This window comes from Serratia sp. X10, from assembly GCF_017811775.1.
Classification (GTDB): Bacteria; Pseudomonadota; Gammaproteobacteria; order Enterobacterales; family Enterobacteriaceae; genus Serratia; species Serratia ureilytica.
In genome coordinates this window covers 603,424-626,862 of the sequence record NZ_JAEIOH010000002.1, presented here as the reverse complement: position 1 = coordinate 626,862, position 23,439 = coordinate 603,424, and the positions used below count along the sequence as shown (strand labels likewise).

Below are 23,439 nucleotides of genomic sequence, written 5' to 3'. Positions count from 1 at the left end.
TTATGTTCAAAAAAATCTTATTACCTACATTGTTTGCTGCTTCTTTGCTTTGCTCCATTGAATCCACATTAGCGATAGATTTGTTACAATATAACAAAATCAACACAGTAAGCGGGCTGGTCAACGATAAAGCGGTCACTGACAATCTTAAAAGCATACTGGGTCAAGACTATGAAAAGTACATCAATAATTTTGATGTATTCGGTGAGCCCCACGCAACTCCAGGCGGTGGGTTATTTGTTGAGGGCTGGCTAAAGGATCTTTACCTGGAAAATGCCTCTGCTTTGGTCATCAATCCCGATGGGAAAATTTATGCCGCCTGGGTTGTACCTGATTCTGATATCATAAATTACAAATCATCTGATAAAGATGCTCCCATTAATAATGACATCCAGCATTGGGCTGAACGCTTCAAAAACATGCAATTTGTCACAGTCAACAAAACTAAAAAAGCGAGGGCGGAAAAAGAATATTTTGATACGCAGTCATTCTCTATCAAACTCACGACTATTTGTTCCAGTAAAGACGACTGTAATGATGCAACTTATGATGGAAAGCGTAAAAAAGATGGCGCTGCTTTAACCTTACAAGGAAAAGTGACACGAGCTGATTGCAATACAACCCCATGCCCAATACTTAGTTATGAATTTAAAAACGCATCGACAATTTACATGCTCAGTAAAATTGATAACACTCTGACAGTCATAAAGGACGGTAAGATATTAATGAATCAAAAAGGAAAGTGGGTGAAATAACCACACGATAAGATTGGAGTTGACCTATACCCCCCATCCCGTTACAGGGGTTCCCCCTATAACACAGGACAACTTACACTTTCCCCCTATTTCCAGCGTCCCCGAACCGAAGTGACAATCACAGGCTGAATCGAGATCCCCTGTCGATTCAGCCTTCTTTATCATTTCCCCTTCACCACTTCTTCACCGTCTGGTAAATCTCGAGGTCGAAATAGCCGTCGGCCTCGCAGTCGTTGAGATAGTGTTCATAGCTCACCCCCTCAACCGGCTGATAGCCGCTGGCCGGCAGCAGCTTCTGGTAAAACTCGCCCCATATCCGTTCAAAATCGCCATCGCTGATGCGTACGCGGTAGACCGCGTACTGCCCGGCGGGCAGCGTCTGCACGGTCACACCCTCGCTGCCCGTCGGCAGCGCGAAATCGTCCGCCACGCTCATCACCACGTCGGCGCGCAGCTTTTCCGGCGCCACTTCCGCCGGATCGTCCCAGTACAACACCAGCCATTTGCCGAACGGCACGTCGTGACGCTGCCGCCATGCCAGCAGTTGCTGCGAGCCCTGCGGGATGGTCTGCGGATACGGCCCCACCACTCTTACTCCCACCACCTTCTCCGCCGCCTTATCGATAATCCTCACGCTCATCGCCCTTCCCCCTCATATTGTCTCAGGCACCGATTTCGGTACGCACGTCCAGCAGTTCGGGGAAAAAGGTCAGGTCCAACGCCTTTTTCAGGAAACTGACGCCGCTGGAACCGCCGGTGCCCGACTTAAAGCCGATGATCCGCTCCACCGTTTTCATATGGCGGAAGCGCCACAGATGGAAACTCTCTTCGATATCCACCAGCTTCTCCGCCATTTCATACGCTTCCCAATAGGTCTGCGGGTTGTCGTAGATCACTTTGAACGCCGGCAGCAGATCCGGGTTGCGCTGATAGGGTTGCGTCCAGTCGCGCTTGAGGCACTCCGGCGGGATCGGCAAACCGTGGCGCGCCAGGTACAGCAAGTATTCGTCGTACAGGCTCGGCGCTTCGAGGATCGCCTTCAGCGCCGCGTGTTTTTCCGCATCGCTGCTGAACACCGCCAGCATGGCGGCATTCTTGTTGCCGAGCAGAAACTCGATCGACCGGTACTGATGCGACTGGAAACCCGAGGAACTGCCCAACACATCGCGAAACTCGACGTATTCCGACGGCGTCAGCGTTTCCAGCACCGCCCACTGTTCGAACAGCAACCGCTGGATCTGTTTGACGCGCGCGAGGATTTTGAAACAGTGGCTGAGTTTGTCCTGCTGCACCAGCCGCAGCGCCGCCTGCAGCTCGTGCAGCATCAGTTTCATCCACAGTTCGGAGGTTTGGTGCTGTATCACGAACAGCATTTCGTCATGATGCGGCGGATTGGAGAGCGGGTGCTGGCAGTCCAGCAGTTGGTCCAGGCACAGGTAGTCGCCATAGCTCATGCGTTTGGAAAAATCGGTGACAATCGCGCTTTCTAATTCCCGTTTGTTCATCTGTGATCTCCGTTGCGCCCAGCGCCCCATCGGCCTGGAACGTGCCGCAAAGAGAAAACAATAGTACAGAACCCGCCGCCCCGAAGGGCGATAAACGAGAGATGCTTCGCAGTTCTCACTCATCCGCGTCACCCCATGGCCGCCGCCCTTAGCTGTTTAGTAAACAACCGGCCCTGCGCCTGACGACTCTCACAAATGCGCGATCCCGTGCGGGTTTCGCCCCGGTTGCGGCTTGCCTGCGCCCGCCTTCCCTTATAGATTGCAGGCTAACGGCAGGCAGCAAGGGATCGGCAAATGGCAAATATACGAGATGTCGCGCGGTTGGCCGGCGTGTCCATCAGCAGCGTGTCGAACCTGCTGAATAATCGCAGCCACCAGATGAGTGCACAGACCCGTCAGCGCATCGAACAGGCGATGGACACCCTGGGCTATCGTCCGGCGCGCACCGCTGTGAACCTCGCGCCACAGGCGAAGATCATCGGCCTGCTGCTGCCGTCGATCGTTAACCCGAGTTTTTCGGCGCTGGCGCACGCCGTCGACAGCGCGGCGCGCGCTCACCGCTACCGCGTCTTGCTCGGCAACGCCTACCGGCAGGAGCAGGAGGAAGCCGCGTTTATCGACGATATGTTTCTGCATGGCGTGCGCGGCATCATCGTGGCGGCGAGCGACATCCGCCAGACCCATTTTGTCCGGGCGGCCGAGCGGGGCATGAAGATCGTCAGCTATGACAGCCCGTTCGCCGAGCCGATGGCCGCCGACAGCCGGTTGTTCGACAGCGTGTCGATGGACAATCTCGCCGCCGGGCGTCTGGCCGCGCAGCACCTGCTCGAACGCGGCTGCCGACATATCGTGTTCGCCACCGAAGCGGCGCTGACCGTGGGGCGCAGCCACAAGATCGACGGTTTTCTGAGTGCGCTGGGGCACAACTTGAGCGAACGCCAACGGGTGATCGAAGGCAAAGCCACCAGCGCCTACGGCGACACGGAGATGTTCGAACTGGGGCTGACGCTGGCATCCCGCATCCTCGCGCTGACGCCGCGCCCGGACGGCATCGTGGCGATTAACGATGCGCTGGGCATCGGGCTGATGGTGGGGCTGCGCGCCGCCAGCGTCCAGGTGCCAGCAGAGATTTCGGTGGTCGGCATCGACAATATCGCGCTTGCCGGCCTGGCCGAACCGGGGTTGACGTCGATCGGCCCGCCGCTGGCCGAGATGGCGCAGCTGATGGTCGAACGCCTGATCGGCCGCATCAACCATGATTCGCAACCGCCCGGCGAGTTTCTCTTCCCGCCGACGGTCATCAGCCGGCGTTCCGTCAAAACCGCCGGTTAATACGGTAAAAACGGCTTACCCAGACGATGCGCAGCCGGCATCGTCCGGCTCGCCGCAGCCAAAATCAGAAAAAACAGCGTCGTCGCAATAAATAAACGGCGCGACGCTTTATGCACGCAACGTCGTTATTCAGCACGCCGCTCATGACTTTGGGCCGGGCCGCTATTATTCCGATTAACCACATGGGGAAAAACCATGATGAAAAAAACAATGCCAAAGGATATTGAACGCAGCGCCATCAGGAAATTGACGCTGCATATTGTCCCCCTCATGATCTTGTTGTATTTCCTGGCCTTTCTCGACCGCAACAATATGGCCTACGCCGCCAAAGCGTTGGAAGATAATCTGGGATTGACCGCCTCGGCTTTCGGCTTCGCTTCCGGAATTTTCTTTATCGGCTATTTCCTGTTTGAAATACCCAGCAACGCCGGCACCATTAAATTCGGCCCGCGCATCTGGTTCGCCAGAATATTAATTTCCTGGGGCATCTTCGCGACCCTGCTCGGTTTTGTGCGCACGCCGCTGGAGCTGTATATTTGCCGTTTTATGCTGGGCGTGTGCGAAGCCGGTTTCTTTCCCTCGGTGGTGTATTACTTCACGGTCTTCTTCCCGGAAAAATACCGCACCAAAATTCTCGGCATGTTCATCATCGTCCAGCCGCTGTCCAACGCGGTCGGCTCGCCGATTTCCGGCTTTATTCTCAATATTCAGCATGACTGGTTCGGCTTCGCCCCCTGGCAGCTGCTGTTCATCCTCGAAGGGCTGCCGCCGATCGTCATCGGCCTGCTGATCCCCTTCCTGATCAAGAACTCGCCCAAGGACGTCGGTTATCTGAACGTGGAGGAAAAAGCCTGGCTGATGAGCAACGCCGGCCGCTCCAAATCCGGCTCAAAAATCACGCTGGGCGACTTCCTCAAGGGCATTAAAAACAGAAAGTACCTGCTCTACGCGCTGCTCAACTTCGGCATGGTATGCGGCATTTACGGCTTCGGCACCTGGCTGCCGTCGATCATCAGCGCCATTTCCGGCAGCGATATCTTTCGCGTCAGCCTGCTGGCGCTCATTCCCTACGGCCTGGCCGCGCTGCTGGTCTATCCGTGGAGCCTGTGGGCCAGCAAAACCAAAAAGCTCGGCGTGTTCGCCGGCCTCAGCATGGTGATCGCCGCCATCGGCCTGATGGGCGCGGTGACGTTTTTTAAATACGACCCGTTCGTCGCGCTGTCGTTCCTGTGCATCGCCGCCATCGGCATCTACACCGCCGTGCCGCCGTTCTTATCCATGCCCGCCAATATCTCCACCGGCGCGGCCGCGGCCGCCGGGCTGGCTGTGGTGAGCTGCATCGGCAATATCGGCGGTTTCGTCGCCCCCTATGCGGTGGGCGTGCTGAACGATCTGACCGGCAGCAGCGCGCCGGGGCTGTTTTTCCTGGCCTCGTGCCTGCTGGCGACCGGTTTGATCTGCATTTTCTACTGCGCCAAACAGCGTGAAGGCGTCATCAATTCTTAACGAACCAATAAGGAGTCAATCATGGGCGATCTTGCGGGCAAAAAGGTCTTTATCACCGGGGCGGAACAGGGCATCGGCCGCGCCACCGCAGAGCGGCTGATCAAGGCCGGGTGCGACATCTATTTTCACTACCACAGCGACGAAAGCGGCCCCAAAGCGCTGGTGGCGCTGGCCCATTCACTCGGACAAAAGGCCGCCTACGGCTACGCCGATCTCATCGACACCGACGAAACGCTGCGCTGCGTCTCGGCCGGCGCCGCGTTTCTCGGCGGCATCGATATTCTGATCAATAACGTCGGCGGCATCGTCGGGCGCAAATGGCTGGGCGAGATCGATCGCGCCTTCTGGCAAACCGTGATCGACGTAAACATGACCACCATGCTGAACGTAACCCAGAGCGCGCTGCCGCACCTGAAGGCGGCGCCGAACGGCGCCAGCATCATCAACCTGGCCTCGCTGGCCGGCCGCGCCGGCGGGCACGCCGGCTCGCTGGTCTATTCCTCCACCAAGGGGGCGGTGCTCACCTGGACGCGCTCGCTGGCGGCGGAGCTGGGCGAGCACGGCATCCGGGTGAACGCGGTGGCGCCCGGCCTGATCCTCGGCACCCGCTTTCATAATCGCCACACCACCCAGGCATCGGCGGAGGAAACCGTTCGCGCCATCCCGCTGGGCCGCGCAGGCACGCCGGACGACGTGGCCCGCGCCATCGCCTTCCTGGCGGCGGAATACGACGGCTTCATCTCCGGCGCCACTCTCGACATCAACGGCGGCATCTTCCGCATGTAGTTCAGCTGCGGGCGGCACGGCCGCCCCCCTATTCAGGAATCGCTTTATGATCAAATCCGCCATCACTCACCCGCCGCTGCTCGCCGCGCTGGCGCAATGCGGGCATAAAACCCAGGTGCTGATCGCCGACGGCAATTACGCCTGCGTGACGCACGCGCCGAAAGACGCCACCGTGGTCTATCTGAATCTGGCGCCCGGCACGCTCGCCGCCCCGCCAATCCTGGAAAAACTGCTGGCCTGCATCAACGTGGAAAGCGCGGCGCTGATGGCCTGCCCGCCGGACTTCACCAACACTGTCGAAGCCGAATACCGGCAACTGCTGCCAGAACATTGCCCGCTCGAGCACCTGCCGCGCGAGGCGTTTTACGCCGCGGTCAAATCGGATCGGACGCTGCTGGTGATCGCCTCCGGTGAACGGCGCCGCTTCGCCAATCTGCTGCTGACGGTAGCGCCGGTGGTGTGAAAGAGGTAGAGGGTGTGAGGGGTAAAATGAGGGGGCTAGCCCCCTCATGCCGTTACAGGTCAGCGACCCACTTCTCCAGCTCCCCCGCACGTTCCGCATCGATATAGCTGGTGGCCCAACCAAACAGGTAAGCGAAGGCGAAAATGCCCACCGTCGACGACACCAGCGTCGGCGCGAAAAACGCGGCGATAGCGGAAAGCGTATACCCTGCGCCGATCGACAACCCGAGCGCTTCGAGCTGGTTGCGGAACGCTTTCCAGTTGCCGGTTGAGAAACCTTCAATCGCGGCGTTTACCAGATCCGCGCCCTTGATCGCCCAGTCCACCCCGGTGAAGACCTTGCCCAATACCCGCGCATTGCGGGCATACTGTTCCGCATCGATCATTTTCAGCCAGGCGACAATCGCCGCTTTGTCCTGCGCCTTGAGCTTTTTGTTCAGGCCCTTCGTCAATTGCTCGTAGGTTTTCTCCGCATCTTGCACGTTGCGGATATATTTTCCTTGAATTCCCGCCTCCAAATCCTTGGCGAGTTTGGCGTATTTCGCGCCGATCTTTTCCGCGATATCTTTATTGATACCTGCGGCCAGGCTGACGCCATCCTTGATGGCTTTTAATTCCGCATTTTGATATTCGACGAATTCCTTAACGACCGTTTTTACCGAGCCAGGCGATTTTACCGGCTTGCCGTTGGCATATTTCACCTCCATGGCATTCAGGTTATCCCCTCTCACCACGGCGATAAACGCGGGCCGGTTCTTATTGGCCTTATAGTAGAGGCTGTAGGTCGCCACTCCGTCTTGCTTTTCCACCTTCAAATGATGAAAACCGTAGTAACTCCCGGTCGTGCGGGTCGTCGAGAATTCGCCGGTTTTGCCGTTGCCATGCCAGCCGCTGACGGGCCGGTCGCGATGCGAGTCTGTCACGAAATTGCCTAACGAAGAGGCGCCGATCTGCCCGGCATTCAGGCCATTGTTGCCGCCTTTGCCTGGGGGTGAGGGCTTGCGCGCATGGCCGGTTTCGATATCCCCGATCGCCACTGTCACCCCCTTGGCGTTGACCCCCATCACCAGCCCCCCCAGGCCAATGTGCTTCGCCTGATCGGCCGTCAAACCGGTGGCGGAAAGGCTCAGCGTGCCGGATGGGCTGACGCTTTCAATATGCAATTTCGCATCCGGGTTAATTCTGCGCGCCGCCTTAATCACCGCCTCCAGCTTCATGCGCAGCGCCGGATCGTTTTGGATCGCCGCTATCTGTTGCTGTTCCGGGCTGTTGCCAACGCCGGCGCCGCCGCGATCGCGATCGCCGGAATGGCCTTTATCGCCGCCCCCCGGCTCAGGGCCCGTACCGCGTTCAGAACTCCAGTTAGTTCCATCTCCTTTACCACCATAATTAAATCCAGGCATATGCTTTCATCCTTATTTCGTTTTATTTTTAAGATGCCGATATTCTCGTTTAACGCGGATTGACACGCGCATTATCCCTATCGGCAAACCGTTTTTAGCTGCCCGTCATTTATAAAAAACCGCAGAAATAAGGACAACGGATGGCGGCTGTCTGGTCGGTGAAACAATCAACGAGCCAACGCATGCGCGCCTTTTGCAATACAGGCGTTAGAGACTGAAATATCCAAGGAACCTATGTGATCAGATGGCGCAAAACGGTGAATGGCGAATAAAGAGAGGTCATAAGCGCCCTGCCGCCAGGCAGCCAGCGACGCATCCGGATTCTGAACTCGGGGGGGTGGACGCGGTGAAGATCGTTGGCGCACAGATCATGCCATGCTTACCCTGCCTTATTATCGCCTATTCCCTTAGGTCTCGACGGATTGGGCCGCACAGCAGCCCGTGGGGCATCACGCGGCTCCCGCTCCCCTAGCCGCACCAGCGGGATATCCGCCAGCCGGGTGGTGTAAGCCGGCGACAACATTTCGCGCTTCATTTGCCACGGTTTGACGATCCCCTGCCCGGCGAACCATACGCGCCCGCGCCCTTCCTGATTCAGGCGATCGAGGGTCGCCATCAGGCGCTCGCTGTTGCGGCGCGGCGGGCAGTCGTCGAACAGGTCGATCTGCGCCATGGCGGCGGCGCTGAAATCCCCCAGCATCACGCCGCCCTTCAGATAACGCCGCCCCTCCTGCCAAATGCTCTCCAGTGCGCGCACCGCCATGGCGATGATGTCGCGGCTGTCGTTGCTCGGCGTTTGCAGCCGGGCGGTACCCATATTGCTGTAATAGCCTTCGCCCGCCGAATGCGGGCTGGTTTTGATAAACACCGACACGTTGCGGCAATAGCGCTTTTCCTGTCGCAGCTTTTCGGCGGCGCGTTCGGCATAGCTGCAGATCGCCTCGCGCATGTGCGGGTAGTGCGTCAACCGCTGGCCGAACGAGCGGGAACAGATGATCTGCTCTTTCGCCGCCGCCTCATCCTCCCATTGCAGGCATGACTCGCCGCGCAGCTCACGTATCGTGCGCTCCAGCACCACGCTGAAGGTTTTACGCGCCAGTCGGGTATCGCAGTCCGCCAGCTGCAGCGCGGTGTGAATGCCCATCGCCTGCAGCTGGCGCGTCAGGCGGCGGCCCACGCCCCACACTTCTTCCACCGGGAGCAACGCCAGCAGTTTGCGCTGGCGCGCCGGATCGGATAAATCCACCACGCCGCCGGTGCCGCGCCATTTCTTGGCCGCGAAGTTGGCCAGCTTGGCCAGCGTTTTGCTCGGCGCAATGCCGACCCCGACGGTCAAATGCAGCTCGCGCCGGATGCGATCGCGCACCCGCTGGCCGAACGGTTCCAGCGCCTCGCAGCGCGCCACGCCGTCCAGCCGCAGAAAGGCTTCGTCCAGTGAATAGACCTCCACCGCCGGCGCCATCTCCTCCAGCGTGTCCATCACCCGGCGGGACATATCGGCGTACAGCGCGTAGTTGGAGGAGAACACCGCGACGTTGCGACGGCGCATCTCCTCTTTGATCTTGAAATAAGGCGCGCCCATCGGCACGCCCAGCGCCTTCGCCTCGGCGCTGCGGGCGATCACGCAGCCGTCGTTGTTGGACAACACAATCACCGGCCGCCCCCGCAGGTCGGGCCGGAAGATGGTCTCGCAGGAAGCGTAGAAGCTGTTGACGTCTACCAGGGCGAACATGGTTACAGCGCCGCGTAGACGATAAAGGTCACCACGCCGAAGATCTCCAGCTGCGCTTCGTCGTCGAACACGATGGGCGCGTAGGCGGGATTCATCGGCAACAGCCGCACGTCGGGGTGGCGCTGCAGCTTTTTGACGGTGAATTCACCGTCCACCGCAGCGATCACGATATTGCCGTGCTCCGGCGTCAGGGCGCTGTCGACAATTAACAGATCGCCATCCTGAATATTGCCGTCGATCATCGACTCGCCGCTGGCGCGCACGAAGTAGGTGGCGTTGGGGTGCCGCACCAGCAGTTTGCCGATATCCAGCCGGCTCTCGACATAGTCCTGCGCCGGGGAGGGAAAACCGCAGGCCACGCGATCGGCAAACAGCGGTAACGTCAGGGGCTCACCTGGTGAAAAAGCATACAACCTTAAAGTACTCAGCATAATCATAACCAAACTGTATATTTATACAGTAAAGCATAAACAAAACGCGAACGCGTGCAACCCCCTACCCCCCGACGGATCGCGCTTTGCCGCGTAATATAATAATTTTCTGAGCGATTTTTTTTTACGCCTGCTAACGGTTTCACGCTGCCTTGCGCACACGTTATCCACCAAAACTGTGGATAATGCGACACTCAGACCGTTGGCGTATCGATGGGCAGGATGAGTGAGGGATTGTCATTGCGAACGGCGCCGACGGCGGGCGACATCGGTTGCCAGACGAAATCCTCTGCCTGCAGGCTGTACACGTCAGCCTGCATTTGACCATAGGGCGGGACTAAGCGGGTGTCGAGCCAGTCGCGCGCGGCCGTCGGTCTCTGCTGCGTACAGCGCCGCAAAGAACAGCGGCAGGCCTTGCCTCAGCAAGAGCCCACGGGAGGAACGGCGGACGGCCTTACAAAATGACGCCAATAAAGTTGCGACTGGCAATGGCATCAATGGGACGGCCAGAGACGAAAGTCAGTACGTTATGCCAGGAGCTTGGGATAACCCGACAAACGCTGTACCGCCACATTTCCCCTGATGGTCCACTGCGAGCTGACGGTATAAAGCTGCTCAACCGGGGATAATTTTAGCGGACGGAAAAATCTGGGGTTCCGGCGTAGCCCCCCGAATAAGGAATAATCCTTAATTCATTTCAGGATTATTAATTCCATCTAAAACCTCTCGGCAATATTCTTTTTTATAGGCTTCATCATTACTTAATGACTTAACCAAAAAATCAGCATTTTTCCAACCATTATCCCAATGCGTATCGAATCCTGACTGTTCATACTTTAATGTTCTAGTTAATGAGTCTTTTATTTGTTTTTTATATTTATCAATTTTCTCATTGGTTGCCCCACAAACATCATGTGCAACACGAGCATTTGAGCCAGAAAAACCTATTGCTGAAATTGCCATCGCTTCATTTGATTTGTCGAAATCATTCGCATATGCCACAGCATTAGATAAAGCGAATATGACAAGAGCAGATATGGTTTTTTTGTATGAAATCATCTTTCACCTCTCACTCATTGATTGTTCATGGGGTCAGTTTGGATATCGAAAATTATTGTACATTAAGGCTGCTTTTTAATCAGTCTCAACTTCTTTATAGAAGGCCTGCGCACGAAATAAGTGGCATTAGGATGCCGCACCAACAACTTGCCGATATCCAGCCGACTCTCGACATAGTCCTGCGCCGGGGAGGGAAAACCGCAGGCCACGCGATCGGCAAACAGCGGTAACGTCAGGGGCTCGCCTGGTGAAAAAGCATACAACCTTAAAGTACTCAGCATAATCATAAGCAAACTGTATATTTATACAGTAAAGCATAAACAAAACGCGAACGCGTGCAACCCCCTATTCCCCGACGGATCGCGCTTTGCCGCGTAATATAATAATTTTCTGAGCGATTTTTTTTTACGCCTGCTAACGGTTTCACGCTGCCTTGCACACACGTTATCCACTAAAACTGTGGATAACCTGCAGGGCGTGATTCCCTACGCGAGCGGGATCAGAATCCTGTATAATCCCCACACCTGCTCAATAAGCATTCATCCCCGTCGGCGCCTCGTCACCGACGGTCACGAGAACGTTATGAACAAGCACCTACTCCTCGCAGAAACCGACGACATCGAACAGGCCTGCCTGTCTCGCCATGCGGTCTGGCAGCGCACCGATCTGGCTCAGGCGCAGCCGGATTGGCTGGCGGAAGAAGTGCCGGTCGCCCTGGTGTACAACGGCATTTCCCACGTGGTGATGATGGCGACGCCAAAAGATCTGGCGGCCTTCGCCATCGGTTTTTCGCTGTCCGAAGGCATCATCGCCTCCCCCGACGATATCTACGACATCCGTCAACAACCGGCCTGCAACGGCATTGAAGTGCATGTAGAGCTCTCGAGCCGCCGCTTTATGCAGCTGAAAGAGAAGCGCCGCAGCCTGGCCGGCCGCACCGGCTGCGGCGTCTGCGGGGTCGAGCAGCTGCAGGAGGTTGCTCAACCCATCGCGCCGCTGCCCTTCACCCAACGTTTCGATTTGGCCCAGCTCGACCGGGCGTTGGCTCAACTGCAGGAAGTGCAAACGGTGGGAAAACTGACCGGCTGCACCCATGCGGCGGCCTGGATCCAACCGGACGGCGCGCTCAGCGGCGGATGTGAAGACGTTGGCCGCCATGTGGCGCTCGACAAACTGCTGGGTTACCGCAGCCAACAGGCCTGGTCGCAAGGGGCGGCGCTGGTCTCGAGCCGCGCCAGCTATGAAATGGTGCAAAAGTCCGCCATGTGCGGCGTCGAGATCCTGTTCGCCGTCTCCGCCGCCACCCGTCTGGCGGTGGAAGTGGCCGAGCGCAGCAACCTGACGCTGGTGGGCTTCAGCAAACCGGGGCGCGCCACCGTCTATACGCACCCGCAACGGCTCTGGCAATCGACAACGGTGGCATAGCGCCGCCGGATAAGAATCGACTATTCTCAATAGCAGGACACCTGGAAGCACCCACGTTATGATAATTCGCCCGCACCAGAACTGGTTTTTTCGCCTGTTCGCCTGGCACGGTTCCGTGCTGTCAAAAATTACCTTTCGCCTGTCGCTGAACGTGCTGATGTCGATAGTGGCGGTGATCAGCTACCAATGGTACGAACAGCTCGGCGTGCATTTGACCATCGCGCCGTTCAGCCTGCTGGGCATCGCCATCGCCATTTTTCTCGGCTTTCGCAATAACGCCGGCTACAGCCGCTTTGTCGAAGCGCGCAACCTGTGGGGCTCGCTGCTGATTACCGAACGCACCCTGCTGCGCCAGATAAAAAGCCTGCTGCCGGACGAACCGGCGGTGCAGCAAAAGGTCGCCAAGCTGCTGATCGCCTTTAGCTGGAGCCTGAAGCATCAGCTGCGCGGCACCGACCCCACCGCCGATCTGTACCACAATCTCACCGGCAACGAGCTGGCAGAGGTGATCGCCAGCCCGATGCCGACCAACCGCATCCTGCTGATGCTGGGCCAGGAAATCGGCAAATTGCGCCGTCAGGGCCTGCTGAGCGACATCACCTTCGGGCTGATCGACGATAAGCTGAGCGAACTGTCTCACACCCTCGGCGGCTGCGAACGGCTCGCCAGCACCCCGGTGCCGTTCGCCTATACCCTGATCCTGCAGCGCACCGTTTACCTGTTCTGCAGCCTGTTGCCTTTTGCCCTGGTGACCGATCTGCATTACATGACACCGTTTGTTTCGGTGTTCATTTCCTATACCTTCTTATCCTGGGACTCACTGGCCGAAGAGCTGGAGGATCCGTTCGGCGTGTCGGCCAACCATCTGCCGTTAAACGCCATTTGCAACACCATCGAGCGCAACCTGCTGGAAATGAACGACCAAAGCCCGCTGCCACCGCCGATGAAACCCGACGAGCACTTTAATTTGATCTGATCTATTTCACCCGAACACACTGGAGCCGAATGCAATGAATGCAAATAACACCCCGCCGCAAGCCGTATTCACGCCGGTGACGCGCCATGCCATTTTCATCGTCGCCACCCTGTCGCCCGTTCCCGCCCATCTGGCGGCGGTGCGCGCCTGGTGCGGCGATATCGCCGCCGTGGTGCGTTCGGTCGGCAAACGCGCGCCGGCGGGCAATCTCACCTGCGTCTGCGGCTTCGGCTCCGAGGCCTGGGATACGCTGTTCGGCGCGCCGCGCCCTCGCCAGCTGCATCCGTTCAGCCCGATCGGCAGCGGGGAGCGCGTTGCGGTCGCCACGCCCGGCGATATCCTGCTGCATATCCGCGCCGATGAAATGGATCTGTGTTTTGAACTGGCCTCTCAGTTGACCGCCAAGCTCGGCGACGCCGTGACGGTGATCGAGGAGGTGCACGGCTTCCGTTATTTCGATCAGCGCGCCATGATCGGCTTCGTCGACGGTACGGAGAACCCGGAGGGGCACGAAGCCTTCGACTACACGGTGATCGGCGACGAAGACGCGGCGTTCAGCGGCGGCAGCTATGTGCTGGTGCAGAAATACCTGCACGACATGCAGGGCTGGAATTCGCTCAGCGTGGAAACGCAGGAGAAGATCATCGGCCGCCATAAACAGTCCAACATCGAGCTGGATGAAGCGGTCAAACCGTCGTCGTCGCACAGTTCGTTGACCACCATCACCGACGAACAAGGCAACGAGGTGAAAATTCTGCGCGACAACATGCCGTTCGGCCGCCCCGGCCTGCGCGAGTTCGGCACCTACTTTATCGGCTATGCGCGCTCCCCGCAGCCGATCGAGCAGATGCTGGAAAACATGTTTATCGGCCGCCCGGCCGGCAACTACGATCGGCTGCTCGATTTTAGCCACGCGGTGACCGGCACCCTGTTCTTCGTGCCTTCCGCCCCGCTGCTGGAAGCGCTGGCCGATCGCAGCGGCGCCGAACTGCACTGATTGGATGAAATGCGGGGCCGCAGCGATTAGCCGTTGGTTATCCTGTGGCCCTGCGCATCAATCACCGGCTCCCCGTCCTCTTTGCTGAAGGCGCCGCGCTGCGGATCCGGCAGAATCTCCAACACCGCCTCCGACGGACGGCACAAACGCGTGCCGAGCGGGGTCACCACAATGGGGCGGTTGATCAGGATCGGCTGTTGCAGCATGAAGTCGATCAGTTGATCATCGCGCCAGCCGGCTTCGTCCAGTTTCAGCTCGGCGTAAGGCTCGACGTTTTTGCGCAGCAATGCGCGCGGCGTCATGCCCATTTCGGCCAGCAACGCAATCAATCGTTCGCGGCTTGGCGGCGTTTCCAGATACAAAATCACCTCCGGCTCAACGCCGCTGTTGCGGATCAACGCCAACGTATTGCGCGACGTGCCGCAGGCCGGGTTATGGTAAATCTTGATGTCGCTCATGACGGTTTCTCCGGTCAGGACAAAACGGACAGCCGCAATGCCAGCGCGGCCAGGGTGACAAACAAAATCGGCAACGTCATCACCAGCCCCACGCGGAAATAATAGCCCCAGGTAATGACGATGTTCTTTTGTGCCAACACATGCAGCCACAGTAACGTCGCCAGGCTGCCAATCGGGGTAATTTTGGGGCCGAGATCGCTGCCGATAACGTTAGCGTAAATCATCGCCTGTTTGATGACGCCTTCCGCACTGCTGCCGTCAATAGACAACGCCCCCACCAATACCGTCGGCATGTTATTCATGATGGAAGAGAGAAATGCGCTCAGGAAACCGGTGCCGAACGTCGCCGCCCACAGCCCCTGCCGTGCCAACGCGTCCAGCACACCGGAAAGCCAATCGGTCAAACCGGCGTTGCGCAGCCCGTAGATCACCAGATACATGCCCAATGAGAAAATGACGATCTGCCAGGGCGCCCCGCGCAACACTTTACCGGTATCGATCGCTCGCCCGCGTTTCGCCACCGCCAGCAAAACCAGGGCGCCGCAAGCGGCGACCAAACTGACGGGCACGCCGAGCGGCTCCAGGGCGAAAAAACCCATCAACAGCAGCGCCAATACGGCCCAGCCGGTCCGAAACGTCGCGCGATCGCGAATCGCTTCCCGCGGCACCGGTAAACGCGTCAATGCATAGCGCTGCGGAATATCCTTGCGGAAGAACAGATGCAACATCACCAGCGTCGCCGCGACGGCGGCAAGGTTGACCGGCACCATCACCGCCGCATACTCGGTAAAGCCCAGACGGAAGAAATCCGCTGAAACGATATTTACCAGGTTGGACACCACCAGCGGCAGACTGGCAGTATCGGCGATAAAGCCCGCCGCCATGACGAACGCCAGCACGGCAGCAGGACGAAAACCGAGCGCCGACAGCATGGCGATCACGATCGGCGTCAGAATCAACGCAGCGCCGTCGTTCGCGAACAGCGCCGCCACTACGGCTCCCAGCAGCAACATGTAGGTAAACAACCATCGACCTTTGCCGTTGCCCCAACGTGCGACATGCAAGGCGGTCCAGGTGAAGAAGCCGCTTTCATCCAACAGCAGGCTAATGATAATGACGGCGATGAAGGTCGCGGTCGCATTCCAGACTATCTGCCACACCACGGGAATATCACCGACATGCACCACGCCGCTCACTAATGCCAATCCCGCCCCGATCGACGCACTCCAACCGATGCCCAGCCCTTTCGGTTGCCAAATCACCAAAATCAACGTCAGAATAAAGATTGTCCCTGCCACTATCATCGCCGCCTCGCTGCTTCTTCAGGTTTACATATATGTATTTTCGAATGTGTTTGGGCAAATTTTTTTATCGTTACGGGCAACCTTTCGCCGCACGTTGCGCCAATTCCGTCATCTGTTCTGATCGGCACTGATAAGCCTGCTCAATAATAGCCGCCGCCCAGGCCGGCATATGCGGCGACAGGCGATAATGTATCCACTTGCCATCGCGCCGATCGAGCAACAGCCCGCTTTCACGCAGCATCGCCAGATGTCTTGATATTTTGGGCTGCGGCAGCGCCAGTGCGCCCGACAGCTCACATACGCACAGCTCGCCGGCGTGGCGCAGCACCAGCACCAGCGTCAGACGCGTCTCGTCCGACAAGTTTTTAAACAGCTTCAGCGGCGTCAATGACGTCATGTCGCACTCCCGTTAACCTTTATCTGCTCCACAAATCGGTCGTGAAAATACCATCTTCATATTCGAAAAATCAAATATAAAACGCAAGGCGTTATCCCCTGCCCAACAACTTATACTTATCTTACGCTGTTTTTATGGGAAGGAGGCGCCATGCCGCTCACATTCAAACCGTCGGAAAGACTCTCCATCGGCACCGAAATAGAGCTGCAGCTGGTCGATGACGAGCACTACGATCTTACGGATCGGGCTGATCGGGTGGTCAGCGCGGTCGGCGACCGCCGACGCGTCAAACATGAGCTCACCAAGTCGATGGTGGAACTGAACAGCTCGGTGCACCGCGATCTCGATGCGCTGCACGCCGAGCTGCGCGCCCTGACCGATACCGTCCGGCGCAGCGCACGGCGCAGCGCACGGCGCCTGGGCTGTGACGTCTGCGGCGGCGGCCGCCACCTGAGCAACGACTGGCGCAAGCAGGTCATCAGCGACAACGCGCGCTACAGGCAGCTGGCCAGCCGCTTTGGCTATCTCTCCAAGCTGGCCTGCGTATTCGGCCAACACATCCACCTCGGCGTCAACGACGGAGACGAGGCGATGTACCTGTGCCATGCGCTGACGCCCTATTTTCCGCAGCTGATCGCGCTCAGCGCTTCGTCACCGCTGTACCAGGGCGTCGATACGCGCTTTGCCAGCTCCCGTTTCAGCGCACAGAATTCTTTCCCCAATTACGGCTGCCTGGAACACATCTACAGCTGGCGCGAATTCAACGCCTACTATGACCGGCTGCATGCCGCCGGCGTCATCGACAGCGTCAAGGATATTTACTGGGATGCGCGGCCGAAACCGGAGCTGGGCACGGTAGAGATTCGCATCTGCGATACGCCGCTGCGCCTCGCGCACGCCACGCTGCTGGTCGGCTACTGCCGTCTGCTGGCCGATTTTCTGTTGCAACACCGCACGCCGATCGCGCCGGAGTACGATGCCTTCACCAACTACAACAAGATCAACGCCTATCGCAGCGGTTTCGCCGCCGAATACGTCGATCCCGTCACGCTGCGCCGCTGCAGCCTGACCGCACATATCCTGCACACCCTCGACACGCTGAGCGGCTTCGCCGAGCGGCAGGTGGATCGGGCCGTGCTGCAGGCGGTCGAGCGCCATGTACGCCGGGGCATCAGCGATTCGGAGCATATCCGCCAGATGTTGCACAACGGCCTGCCGCAAAACCAGGTCATCAAACGCCTGTGCGATGAGCTGTTGCAACCGGCAAGTTAAGTTTCGGCTATCGATTCCATACGCCAAAGCGGCTGTTCATTATGTGCTCTTTCGCTACAATCGTGAGCACTGACATTCACCGTATCGAGGACGCTATGTACAATTTCTCCCGCTATCAGGCAAAAGAACTGGCGCTGGCTTACATGAGCGGCAAAAAGCACGATCTGTCGCCGCAAGAGTTTTTGCAGCAGCTGAAAAGCAGCGAAAGATCGTTTGAGCACCTGCTGAAACACGGCAGTGAAATGCCGCGTGACGTGCTGGTCAAAAGCTTCTGAACGGCCGGTCGCCGGCCTCTTTCCGTCTACGCCGCCGGTGGCGGGCCTGACAGGTCCGCGCATTCCCGGCCGTCTCTTCCTTTCTCTTCGCCCCCGACGTTTCACCTCCACCGACCAACACCCGGAAAATTCGCCTTTAGAGACGAATTATTGACATATTCGTATTCAGGTGCGAATTTATAGTCATCCCCCATCCACAACGGATCACGCCATGCCGACGCCAATCAGCGTAATCAGCGGCGATCTGGTCGATTCTCGCCGGTCAGACACCGTCAACTACCTCAACGGGCTGCACAGCCTGCTCGAGCGGCTGCAGCACGACGGGCGGCTGCGCCAGGTGGAAATCTTTCGCGGCGATGCCTTCCAGGCGCAGGCCGCGCCGGAGGACGGGCTGTTGCTGGCGGTGTATATTCGCACTGCGCTGCGGGCGATGGGCGCCGCGCACTGGGATGCGCGCATCGCCGTCGGGCTGGGTAGCCAACGGCCGGACGCCGCCGGTTACGGCAGTGCCTTTATCAACTCCGGCAGCGCGCTGGACGCCATGACGAAAAATTGCCGCCTGGCTCTGAAAACCGACAACGATCGGACAAACGCCATTGTCAGCGATCTGCTGCCGATGTTAGATCATGTCATTGGCCGCCTGTCGCAGACCGAAGCGCGCATCGTCCAGGCGAGAATGTTCGCCGACAGCGGCGCGGCGGTAGCCGAGCAGCTGCAAAAAGCCGCTTCCACGGTCTCCGCCACGCTCAAACGCGCGGCCTATGAGGAGATCATGCGGTTTATTCACGCCATTAACAGGATCGTCTGACTATGGATCTGACCTATGCGCCTTTACTGGCCTGGCTGTTGATCGTCCATCTGCTGGCGGATTTTCCGCTGCAGCCGCTGAGTTGGGTGGAAGATAAAATCCAACATCGCGCACGTTCGCGTTTTCTGCTTTTGCACGCGTTGCTGCACGGGGTGCTGGCCGCCTGGGTGGTGGCCGGTTTCGGCCTGCTGCATGGCGGACTGTCTTCACTGCAGGTACTGGTCAGCCTGCTGGTTATCGCCGTCAGCCACTACCTGATCGATTTGCTGAAAGTCACCGCCATGATCCGCCTGAGCCCGGCCCGCAGCTTTCTGCTCGATCAGGGATTTCATCTGGCGGTGATCGCCTTGCTGTGGCTGGGGCTGACGCCGAATGCCGGTGAACTGCTCGCGGCGTTGGGACGGCAACTGGGGAGTTGGCAAACCGGCCTGGTGCTGGTGGCCTACAGCCTGATTTATCTGCCGATGAGCCTGCTGATTGGGCAACTGCTGGCGCGCTGGACGCCGCAAATGCCGCCTTCGGCCAAGGCCGACAACGATTCGCTGCTGCGCGCGGGCAAACAGATTGGCTATCTGGAAAGAACGCTGATCCTGACCTTTGTGCTGCTGGGGCAAATTCCGGCGATCGGTTTTTTGCTGGCGGCCAAATCTATCTTCCGTTTCGGCGATCTGCGCCAAAGTGACGATAAGATGCGTACCGAGTATGTGCTGCTCGGCACGCTGTTTTCCTTCACGCTGACCATCATGCTCGGCCTGCTGGTCAACAAACTGCTGTAGCGGTGCGGGGGCGACGAATTTCGCCCCCGAAGTGAACGCCGAGGCGGCTTAGAGCCACTCGCCGAAGCGGCGGATATAGAAACGCTTCATCAACTGTGCGACCACGCAGTAGCTGACCAGCGTTGCGGCCAACCACGGGAAGTATTCCCACGGCAGCGGCTGCAGGCCAACCAGGGCGCCGAGCGGCGAGAACGGAATGTAGATGCCGAGCGCCATCACCAACCCGGTGGTCAGCAAGACCGGCAACGCCGCCGTGCTCTGAATGAACGGGATCTTCTGGGTGCGCAGCATATGCACCACCAGCGTTTGCGACAGCAGCCCCTCAATGAACCAGCCGGACTGGAACAGCGCCTGGTGTTCCACGCTGTTGGCGGCGAACACGTACCACATCAGCGCATACGTCGTGATATCGAAGATTGACGAGGTCGGCCCAATCCACAGCATAAAGCGCCCGATGTTTTTGGAGTCCCACTTGCGCGGTTTGCGCAGAAACTCTTTGTCCATCTTGTCCCACGGCAGAGACAGCTGAGAAATGTCGTACATCAGGTTCTGAATCAACAGGTGGATCGCCAGCATCGGCAGGAACGGGATGAAGGCGCTGGCCACCAGCACCGAGAACACGTTGCCGAAGTTGGAGCTGGCGGTCATGTTCAGGTACTTGATGATATTGCCGAAGGTCTCGCGCCCTTTGATCACCCCCTCTTCCAGCACCATCAGGTTCTTTTCCAACAGGATGATGTCCGCCGACTCCTTGGCGATATCGGTACCGGTGTCGACCGAGATGCCGACGTCGGCGTCGCGCAGCGCAGGCGCATCGTTGATGCCGTCGCCGAGGAAGCCGACGGTATGGCCGTTGGCCTGCAGCATTTTCAGCACCCGCGATTTTTGCAGCGGCGTCAGCTTGGTGAAGACCGTGCGCTGTTCCACTTCGCGCGCCAGTTCTTCGTCATCCATCTGTTCAATCCGCAGCCCGGAGAGCGGCTCGCCCGGCTCCAGCCCGACGTCCCGGCAAATTTTGCAGGTGATCACCGGGTTGTCGCCGGTCAGCACCTTCACCGTCACGCCATTTTCCTGCAGCGCGGCGATCGCCTGCTGAGCGCTCTCCTTCGGCGGATCGAGGAAGGTCAGCAGCCCTTGCACCACCATATCGCGTTCGTCGGCCACGCTCAGCGGTTCGGCCGGACGCTGCGCATCCAGCTCGCGCGTCGCCAGCACCAGCACGCGGAAACCGTCTTCGTTATATTCTCGGGCCAGCGCCTGCAACGCCGCACGGCGCGCGTCGTCCAGCACCAGCGTCTGATCGCCTTCGCGCACGTGGGTGGCGATCTCCAGCATCTCCTCCACCGCGCCCTTACAGATCAGCTGCTGGCGGCCATTCTCATCCGCCACCACGATCGACAAACGGCGGCGCACGAAATCGAACGGCAGCTCATCCACCTTGCTGAAACGCCCCAGGGCTTCAATCCCCGGTTTGCCGCGGCCAAAGCGGATCACCGCCTGATCCATCAGGTTCTTCATGCCGCTCTGATGGAAGCTGTTCAACCAGGCCAGGTGCAGCACCTCGTTATCTCTGGCGCCGTTGACGTCGATGTGGTGCTCGAGAATGATGCGGTCCTGGGTCAGCGTGCCGGTCTTGTCGGTGCAAAGCACGTCCATGGCGCCGAAGTTCTGAATGGCGTTCAGACGCTTCACCACCACCTTGCGACGCGACATGGCGATCGCCCCTTTCGCCAGGTTGGAGCTGACGATCATCGGCAGCATTTCCGGCGTCAGGCCGACCGCCACCGCCAGCGCGAACAGCGCCGCTTCGCTCCAGTCGCCTTTGGTGAAGCCGTTGATCAGCAACACCACCGGCACCATCACCAGCATGAAGCGAATCAACAGCCAGCTGACGCTGTTCACCCCGCGATCGAACGCAGTCTGCGCCCGTGTCCCGACGATCGACTTGGCGAGCGAGCCGAAGTAGGTGCGCCCGCCGGTCGCCACCACCACCGCCGTAGCGGTACCGCTGGCGACGTTGGTGCCCATCAGGCAGATGTTGGACAGCTCAAGCAGCGCGTTCTCGCTGGACACTTCCCCTTCGCTCGACTTCTGCGCCACGTTGCCCATCGCATCGTATTTCTCGATAGGGATCGCCTCGCCGGTCAAAATCGCCTGGCTGATGAACAGATCGCGCGAGGCGATAAGACGCACGTCGGCCGGCACCATGTCACCGGCGGAGAGCTGGATGATATCCCCCGGCACCAGTTCGCGGATCGGCACTTCCAGCGTCAGCGGATGCGCGCTGTAGCTGCTGCGGCGCAGCACCGTGGCGGTAGTGCGCACCATCGATTTCAGCGCTTCCGCCGCTTTGTTGGTGCGGTATTCCTGCCAGAAACGCAGCAGCCCGCTCAGCGTGACCATGGTCAGGATGATAATGACGCCGGTGAGTTCAGTTTCTTCACCGCTCTGGAGCGGCAGCCAATAATCGGTAAAGAAACTGATCGCAGCCAGCACCATCAGCACGAAGATAAACGGGTTGTTGAAGGCCTTGATCAGCTGGATCAGGGCATGCGGCGCCTTGTCATGGGCGACCTGGTTGGCGCCGAACTGCTCCAGCCGCTCATCGGCGTCGTCCTGGGTCAAGCCGTTGCGGTTGCACTTCAGGTTCGCCAGCGTTTGAGCGATGCTGTTGGTGGCCTCTTGCGCAATGGCGTAGGTCACCGCGTCTTTATCACGGCGACGCGTTCTTTCATTAATCTGAGTCATAACGCTATTCTCTTATTTTAGTTCTGCGCACAGCGAAGCCCCGCCCGATAAACAGGTGACTATGCGCAGCTTGGAATTTTTTATTAGCGTGACTAAATGGCGGAATTACCCTGTCAGCCACGCTGGAATCATTTTCCTTCCGGGGTCATCGTCCATAACGCCTCCTTAATGCTCAGCGTTATTCAAGGCGTGCATGAATAAACCTGAACATATAATCAAGTTAATCAATATTTATATCATTAATCAGACCGGTAATTCGGACGCGACGCGCCAGCGAACAGCACTCACGCTTTTTTCCAGACTGACGCGGCAGACAATACCTTCGATTTCTTTTTGCGCGGCCGGCGTAGCGGTAATTTCCGCGCACACTTCCAATTGCCCCGGGCTGGAAATATCGGCGCTGCGCAAGGATTGCAGCCGCAAGGCGACGCCGTTCAGCGCCTGCAGGATCAGGGTGCGCACCAGAATTTCGTCCTGTTCGCCGCAGGTCACCTGAATGCGATAGCACAGTTCCAGATCGGTCGCCTGCTGTTGCGGCTGCAGATTGATGCGCTGCGCGGCTTCGCGCAGCAGGATATTGGCGCACAGGATCACCAGCGTAGCGACCACCGCATCCCAATGCTGGCCCAGGCCGCACAGTACGCCGATCCCCGCCGAACACCACAGCGTGGCGGCGGTGTTGAGGCCACGAATATTAAGCCCTTCACGCATGATCACGCCGGCGCCGAGGAAGCCGATACCGGATACGATCTGCGCCGCCACGCGGCCGGCGCTGGCCGGAACGGTGGACATGGAGCTGAGAATAAAGACCTCCGCGCCGGTCGCCACCAGCGCATTGGTGCGCAGGCCGGCCATGCGTTGGCGCCACTGGCGTTCGGCGCCAATGACCGCGCCCAGGCACATCGCCAGCAATAAATTCAAAACGAAAGGAGTCATAGCCATGACTGTCCCCTTAATTAACCGCAGGAGATAAAATCATGTGCTGTTTAGCACACGCGAAATCGCGCTGAAAATAAATCAGCGAATCAGCGT

23 protein-coding genes and 3 pseudogenes are annotated in these 23,439 nt (G+C 58.6%); 13 read left to right on the top strand and 13 right to left on the bottom strand.

Annotation, left to right across the window (positions count from 1 at the left end; translation table 11 throughout):
• Positions 1 to 2 precede the first annotated feature (2 nt).
• Complete coding sequence (locus J9788_RS08350) at positions 3 to 755, top strand: hypothetical protein (protein ID WP_052759895.1); 753 nt, start codon at positions 3 to 5, stop codon at positions 753 to 755.
• 172 nt (positions 756 to 927) lie between these two features.
• Here J9788_RS08350 and sbmC read toward each other — a convergent pair whose 3' ends face one another.
• Together sbmC and kynA are read right to left on the bottom strand one after the other, a co-directional pair.
• A complete protein-coding gene (gene sbmC / locus J9788_RS08345) occupies positions 928 to 1,395 on the bottom strand; it encodes a DNA gyrase inhibitor SbmC (protein WP_182264247.1) in 468 nt (155 codons plus the stop codon).
• Between the two features lie 22 nt (positions 1,396 to 1,417).
• Positions 1,418 to 2,260, bottom strand: a complete 843-nt coding sequence (kynA, locus tag J9788_RS08340) for a tryptophan 2,3-dioxygenase (protein WP_046896558.1) — start codon at positions 2,258 to 2,260, stop codon at positions 1,418 to 1,420.
• 294 nt (positions 2,261 to 2,554) lie between these two features.
• On the opposite strand from kynA, the gene J9788_RS08335 reads away from it, so the two are divergent.
• The 4 genes from J9788_RS08335 (at position 2,555) to J9788_RS08320 (ending at position 6,347) form a co-directional block, all read left to right on the top strand.
• Positions 2,555 to 3,592: a LacI family DNA-binding transcriptional regulator gene (locus J9788_RS08335; protein WP_182264246.1), complete on the top strand. Its 1,038-nt coding sequence runs from the start codon at positions 2,555 to 2,557 to the stop codon at positions 3,590 to 3,592.
• A 270-nt stretch (positions 3,593 to 3,862) separates the two neighbouring features.
• Complete coding sequence (locus J9788_RS08330) at positions 3,863 to 5,098, top strand: MFS transporter (RefSeq protein WP_226772921.1); 1,236 nt, start codon at positions 3,863 to 3,865, stop codon at positions 5,096 to 5,098.
• 21 nt (positions 5,099 to 5,119) lie between these two features.
• The gene (locus tag J9788_RS08325; RefSeq protein WP_182264245.1) at positions 5,120 to 5,884 is read left to right on the top strand and encodes an SDR family NAD(P)-dependent oxidoreductase; all 765 of its coding nucleotides are present in this window, start codon (positions 5,120 to 5,122) and stop codon (positions 5,882 to 5,884) included.
• A gap of 46 nt (positions 5,885 to 5,930) precedes the next feature.
• Complete coding sequence (locus tag J9788_RS08320; RefSeq protein WP_046896556.1) at positions 5,931 to 6,347, top strand: RbsD/FucU domain-containing protein; 417 nt, start codon at positions 5,931 to 5,933, stop codon at positions 6,345 to 6,347.
• A 52-nt stretch (positions 6,348 to 6,399) separates the two neighbouring features.
• On the opposite strand, the gene J9788_RS25205 is transcribed toward J9788_RS08320, so the two are convergent.
• The 4 genes and pseudogenes from J9788_RS25205 to J9788_RS25240 form a co-directional block, all read right to left on the bottom strand.
• Positions 6,400 to 7,749: a colicin-like pore-forming protein gene (locus J9788_RS25205; RefSeq protein WP_182264244.1), complete on the bottom strand. Its 1,350-nt coding sequence runs from the start codon at positions 7,747 to 7,749 to the stop codon at positions 6,400 to 6,402.
• 379 nt (positions 7,750 to 8,128) lie between these two features.
• Complete coding sequence (umuC, locus tag J9788_RS08310; RefSeq protein WP_227414451.1) at positions 8,129 to 9,481, bottom strand: translesion error-prone DNA polymerase V subunit UmuC; 1,353 nt, start codon at positions 9,479 to 9,481, stop codon at positions 8,129 to 8,131.
• A 2-nt stretch (positions 9,482 to 9,483) separates the two neighbouring features.
• Positions 9,484 to 9,918 carry a translesion error-prone DNA polymerase V autoproteolytic subunit gene (gene umuD, locus J9788_RS08305; RefSeq protein WP_080350153.1) on the bottom strand — a complete coding sequence of 145 codons (435 nt, stop codon included), beginning with the start codon at positions 9,916 to 9,918 and terminating at the stop codon, positions 9,484 to 9,486.
• Between the two features lie 188 nt (positions 9,919 to 10,106).
• Positions 10,107 to 10,286, bottom strand: a pseudogene (locus J9788_RS25240) (hypothetical protein); the annotation flags it as partial.
• A gap of 21 nt (positions 10,287 to 10,307) precedes the next feature.
• On the opposite strand from J9788_RS25240, the pseudogene J9788_RS25070 reads away from it, so the two are divergent.
• Positions 10,308 to 10,541: pseudogene (locus tag J9788_RS25070) on the top strand (resolvase); the annotation flags it as partial.
• Positions 10,542 to 10,599: 58 nt separating this feature from the next.
• Here the strand turns inward: J9788_RS25070 and J9788_RS08300 are convergent.
• On the bottom strand, positions 10,600 to 10,971 hold the full coding sequence (locus tag J9788_RS08300) for a hypothetical protein (RefSeq protein WP_152665173.1): 372 nt from the start codon (positions 10,969 to 10,971) through the stop codon (positions 10,600 to 10,602).
• A 107-nt stretch (positions 10,972 to 11,078) separates the two neighbouring features.
• Positions 11,079 to 11,258, bottom strand: a pseudogene (locus J9788_RS25065) (DNA polymerase V); the annotation flags it as partial.
• Positions 11,259 to 11,553: 295 nt separating this feature from the next.
• Between J9788_RS25065 and fdhD the strand changes: the two are divergent.
• Genes fdhD through J9788_RS08285 form a run of 3 tightly spaced genes read left to right on the top strand, consistent with a single transcriptional unit; the run spans position 11,554 to position 14,369 of the window.
• Positions 11,554 to 12,396, top strand: coding sequence for a formate dehydrogenase accessory sulfurtransferase FdhD (fdhD, locus tag J9788_RS08295; RefSeq protein ID WP_046896554.1), 843 nt, complete (start codon positions 11,554 to 11,556; stop codon positions 12,394 to 12,396).
• Positions 12,397 to 12,454: 58 nt separating this feature from the next.
• Positions 12,455 to 13,372 (top strand): bestrophin family protein, encoded by a 918-nt coding sequence (locus tag J9788_RS08290; protein WP_033643582.1) that lies wholly within the window; start codon positions 12,455 to 12,457, stop codon positions 13,370 to 13,372.
• A gap of 34 nt (positions 13,373 to 13,406) precedes the next feature.
• Complete coding sequence (locus J9788_RS08285) at positions 13,407 to 14,369, top strand: Dyp-type peroxidase (RefSeq protein WP_033643584.1); 963 nt, start codon at positions 13,407 to 13,409, stop codon at positions 14,367 to 14,369.
• 26 nt (positions 14,370 to 14,395) lie between these two features.
• Here J9788_RS08285 and arsC read toward each other — a convergent pair whose 3' ends face one another.
• The 3 genes from arsC to J9788_RS08270 all read right to left on the bottom strand — a co-directional run bounded on the left by arsC (position 14,396) and on the right by J9788_RS08270 (position 16,528).
• Positions 14,396 to 14,827 carry a glutaredoxin-dependent arsenate reductase gene (arsC, locus tag J9788_RS08280; RefSeq protein ID WP_046896553.1) on the bottom strand — a complete coding sequence of 144 codons (432 nt, stop codon included), beginning with the start codon at positions 14,825 to 14,827 and terminating at the stop codon, positions 14,396 to 14,398.
• Positions 14,828 to 14,841: 14 nt separating this feature from the next.
• A complete protein-coding gene (locus tag J9788_RS08275; RefSeq protein ID WP_046896552.1) occupies positions 14,842 to 16,131 on the bottom strand; it encodes an arsenic transporter in 1,290 nt (429 codons plus the stop codon).
• Between the two features lie 70 nt (positions 16,132 to 16,201).
• Complete coding sequence (locus tag J9788_RS08270) at positions 16,202 to 16,528, bottom strand: metalloregulator ArsR/SmtB family transcription factor (protein WP_046896551.1); 327 nt, start codon at positions 16,526 to 16,528, stop codon at positions 16,202 to 16,204.
• A 150-nt stretch (positions 16,529 to 16,678) separates the two neighbouring features.
• On the opposite strand from J9788_RS08270, the gene J9788_RS08265 reads away from it, so the two are divergent.
• The 4 genes from J9788_RS08265 to J9788_RS08250 all read left to right on the top strand — a co-directional run bounded on the left by J9788_RS08265 (position 16,679) and on the right by J9788_RS08250 (position 19,659).
• Entirely contained in the window at positions 16,679 to 17,800 is a 1,122-nt protein-coding gene (locus tag J9788_RS08265; RefSeq protein ID WP_182264243.1) for a YbdK family carboxylate-amine ligase, read from the top strand.
• A 95-nt stretch (positions 17,801 to 17,895) separates the two neighbouring features.
• Positions 17,896 to 18,075, top strand: coding sequence for a hypothetical protein (locus J9788_RS08260; protein ID WP_004935085.1), 180 nt, complete (start codon positions 17,896 to 17,898; stop codon positions 18,073 to 18,075).
• Between the two features lie 211 nt (positions 18,076 to 18,286).
• Positions 18,287 to 18,883 (top strand): hypothetical protein, encoded by a 597-nt coding sequence (locus J9788_RS08255; RefSeq protein WP_046896549.1) that lies wholly within the window; start codon positions 18,287 to 18,289, stop codon positions 18,881 to 18,883.
• A 2-nt stretch (positions 18,884 to 18,885) separates the two neighbouring features.
• Positions 18,886 to 19,659, top strand: a complete 774-nt coding sequence (locus tag J9788_RS08250; RefSeq protein ID WP_046896548.1) for a DUF3307 domain-containing protein — start codon at positions 18,886 to 18,888, stop codon at positions 19,657 to 19,659.
• 48 nt (positions 19,660 to 19,707) lie between these two features.
• Here the strand turns inward: J9788_RS08250 and mgtA are convergent, their stop codons facing one another.
• Both mgtA and J9788_RS08240 read right to left on the bottom strand, forming a co-directional pair.
• Complete coding sequence (mgtA, locus tag J9788_RS08245) at positions 19,708 to 22,407, bottom strand: magnesium-translocating P-type ATPase (RefSeq protein ID WP_033643589.1); 2,700 nt, start codon at positions 22,405 to 22,407, stop codon at positions 19,708 to 19,710.
• A gap of 243 nt (positions 22,408 to 22,650) precedes the next feature.
• Positions 22,651 to 23,349 (bottom strand): MgtC family protein, encoded by a 699-nt coding sequence (locus J9788_RS08240; RefSeq protein ID WP_182264242.1) that lies wholly within the window; start codon positions 23,347 to 23,349, stop codon positions 22,651 to 22,653.
• Between the last annotated feature and the right edge of the window lie 90 nt (positions 23,350 to 23,439).